Consider the following 2,870-nt stretch of genomic DNA (forward strand, 5'->3'; position numbering starts at 1 on the left):
CGCTGTGTGTCCCTGCAGGCCAATGCAGCATGCACACATTGTTCACCGTGACCACGTGCAGGGTTTCGCCATCGGCATTGCTGCGGATTTCCAGCCCGGGTAAATATCGCACTTCGTTGATCAAGGTCCTGCCGCTGGCCCGAGCACTGCTGATTTTACGGCAGCGTTGGCCTTGTCCGTCATAGATATAGGTCTCGTCATCGCTTGGCCCGTCTTCTCGCTGCACGGTAGTGATCTGCCGAAGTTGGTTGCGGGCGTCCCAACTCAAACTCTGCCCGCGTACCAGTTGCTGAAGATTGCCGTTGGCGTCGAAGCCGTCTTCAAAATCTACGTCCACTTCATCGGCAGGCAGGCTGCGATTGCTGTCCGGTGCAACGCGCATGGTTCGGGTGAACAACTGAGCGCCAATGTGGCGCATTTCCAGCAGATTGCCGCCCGCGTCGTATGCATAGCTTTGCGTGTAATTGGCGATCTGGTTGGGATCAGGCGGCAGGTTCTGCAAGTCGGGCAGGGCGGGGCCGTGACTGGCGCCGGTTTTGATTTCCCGGCCGGTGGCTTCGATTAGTTGGTACAGGGTGTCGTAATGATATTGGTTGATCGGGTCGGCACGCTGGTTGGCGAAGAAACGTACGGGCTGGGCAGCGTCTTCGATCTGTTCGATATTGCCGACCGGGTCGTAGCCGTATTTCAAAAGCTGCAAAGGTGGGGCGTTGGGCAGCGCAACCCCAAGTTCAATCAGGCGGCCACTTTGCGGGTCGTAAGTTGAGCGGCTGATTACCCCATTACCGGCTGATTGCTGCTCAACCTGTTCGAAGGCGTTGTAGTTGATGTTGTGGATCAGGACCTGTTCGCCCAAAGTGACCGATTTCAGCTGGCCCGCGACGGTATGTGTGAAGTGCCGGGGGTTGCTCATGGCATCGGTTTGCTCGATCACCTCGCCCAATGCGTTGATGCCCCAGGTCGATGCAAAGCCATCGGTCTCCAGTAAGGCGTCGCGTTCGGCAACCTCCAGTGGCCAATCGGGCATGTCCAAATCGCGCAAAAAGTGGCGGACTTCGCTCAGTGGCGAACCGAGCAAGCCGTAATCCGGGCGATGGATCGTGCCGGCTGTATCGTCATGGCAGACTAACTTGTTGCATTGGTTGTGCTCGGCTAATTCTGGCCCGCCGTAGGTGAAACGCTCGACGGCCAAACCCTGTTGGAGCGAGGCTTGCCCGCGAAGAGGTCGAGCACGCTGCTCCTGACCGGTCGCTCCAACTGCATCGCCCGTAGCTTCGCTTATCAATACCGGCCGCTGCATCTCATCGTATTCAACCACTGCGTGACTGCCGCGCCCGTCCCATCCCTCAAGCACTTGCCCGGCTTCGCCCGGTAGCGTCACCCGCCAACCGGCATCGACGCTGTCGGTCAATAGCACTTGGCCGTTGAGGCTGTAGACGTTGCGCTGGTTGGGCGTTGGCAGACGTGAGTCCTGGCTGGAAATCGGGCGCCCGGCGTGATCGTAAGAATGGCGGGTTATGCGTAGTTCAGCTTCCTGGTGTTCTTCACTCCTGCAGTACGAAAGACTACCCACCGCCAAGCCCCGAGGATCGATTGTCGCAAGAGTGGGTGTATGGGTATGCAGAGCTGCGCTCATTGGCTGAGGCTCCAGGTAAGTAGCGTATTTAAGCTTAGGCCGCGAGATCGGACAGCCCCGGCCGTATGTCAGAAACCGTCGAATATTTGAGATCAATATGAGTATTTCCCATGCTCGCCAAGTGGGCAGGTTGGGTCGGGTCTGAGCTACTCCGTTCGCTCGCTGGGTGACCATTGCTGGGCATTGATGACGCCCAGGCATGGAAGTCTATTATTCAGGCCGCGCACTATGAAATGACCTATAGTTTGCGAACTCAAACGATTTATTTTCTGCGGGCTGGATGTGCTTGTTAGGCTAATCCAGTCGCTTTATACGGGCACTAATTGATTGTTTTTTGTAGAAATCAACAATACTTAGCGTTGAAAGTGATTTCTCAAAGTCTGTTTTTCTTTGAAAAGTCAAAACTTTCATTTCGTCCCACTTGATTGGGGCGTGGGATTGCCATTCAATATAATTGGAAGACGCTGATACCCTGACAGGCTTCCCGGCACCACTCAGTTGGTTGTGTAAAACCTCCCAAGTGTCAGGGCGCATATCTGCAATAAGGGGATAGAGGTTGCCCGGGGCAGCCAAGCTGCCGATTTTTGCATGGGTGGACAAACTATCCGCTGCGGTAAACGTCATGAACGACCTGGCTGAATCGTTTAGGTAAAACGCAGTCGCCCCATACGTCGGTGCGCCGCCGACAGTTTCATAATCTTCAGCTATTTGAAGGGCTCCGTATAACGGGCGAGTATAAGCTTTAATAGGGTGTATGCCCGTACTGGCTGCCTTTCGTGTGACTGGAGAGTGGGATGTCCGGTACTCAAACATCTGATTTTCGACGGTGTCGCGCATTTCGGTATAGGTATTTGCTTTTTGAAGGGGCTTCCAGGCGTTGATCATTCCGCCCCCAGTCAGTTGCGCAAGTTTTGCTGGAGTGATGTTGAAGGTCATCGGAGCATTTTCAAGTGCGGAGTAAGCAGTTTCCAGCAACTCACCGATATGGCTCGTGCTCGATGAGCCTGTACGTTTCACTAGCGAGGCCGTGGCCCTTTGCTTATCCATCTCTATGCGAGCAAGGATATTTGGAAGTAAATGGTTGGTGTAGTGAAGCTTGGCCGATTCGATGGCCGATGCTTTTTCTCGTTTTCCTTGTAGTCCGTCTGAATCGAAAGACGAAATCGGACAGTTACTGACAAAAAGAAACAAGTTCAACCCATCCACTGCCCCCGCTGGATCAGGATTAATCCAT

General features: G+C 54.4%; 2 protein-coding genes. Both read right to left on the bottom strand.

The window, feature by feature from the left end; genetic code table 11:
- A partial coding sequence (locus tag AUC61_RS26350) for an RHS repeat domain-containing protein (RefSeq protein WP_422765767.1) occupies positions 1–1,636 on the bottom strand: 1,636 nt, incomplete at its 3' end.
- A gap of 294 nt (positions 1,637–1,930) precedes the next feature.
- The coding region (locus tag AUC61_RS26355; protein WP_243249232.1) for an RHS repeat-associated core domain-containing protein at positions 1,931–2,870 on the bottom strand (940 nt) is incomplete at its 5' end.

It is taken from the genome of Pseudomonas maioricensis (assembly GCF_022790535.1).
Lineage (GTDB): Bacteria > Pseudomonadota > Gammaproteobacteria > Pseudomonadales > Pseudomonadaceae > Aquipseudomonas > Aquipseudomonas maioricensis.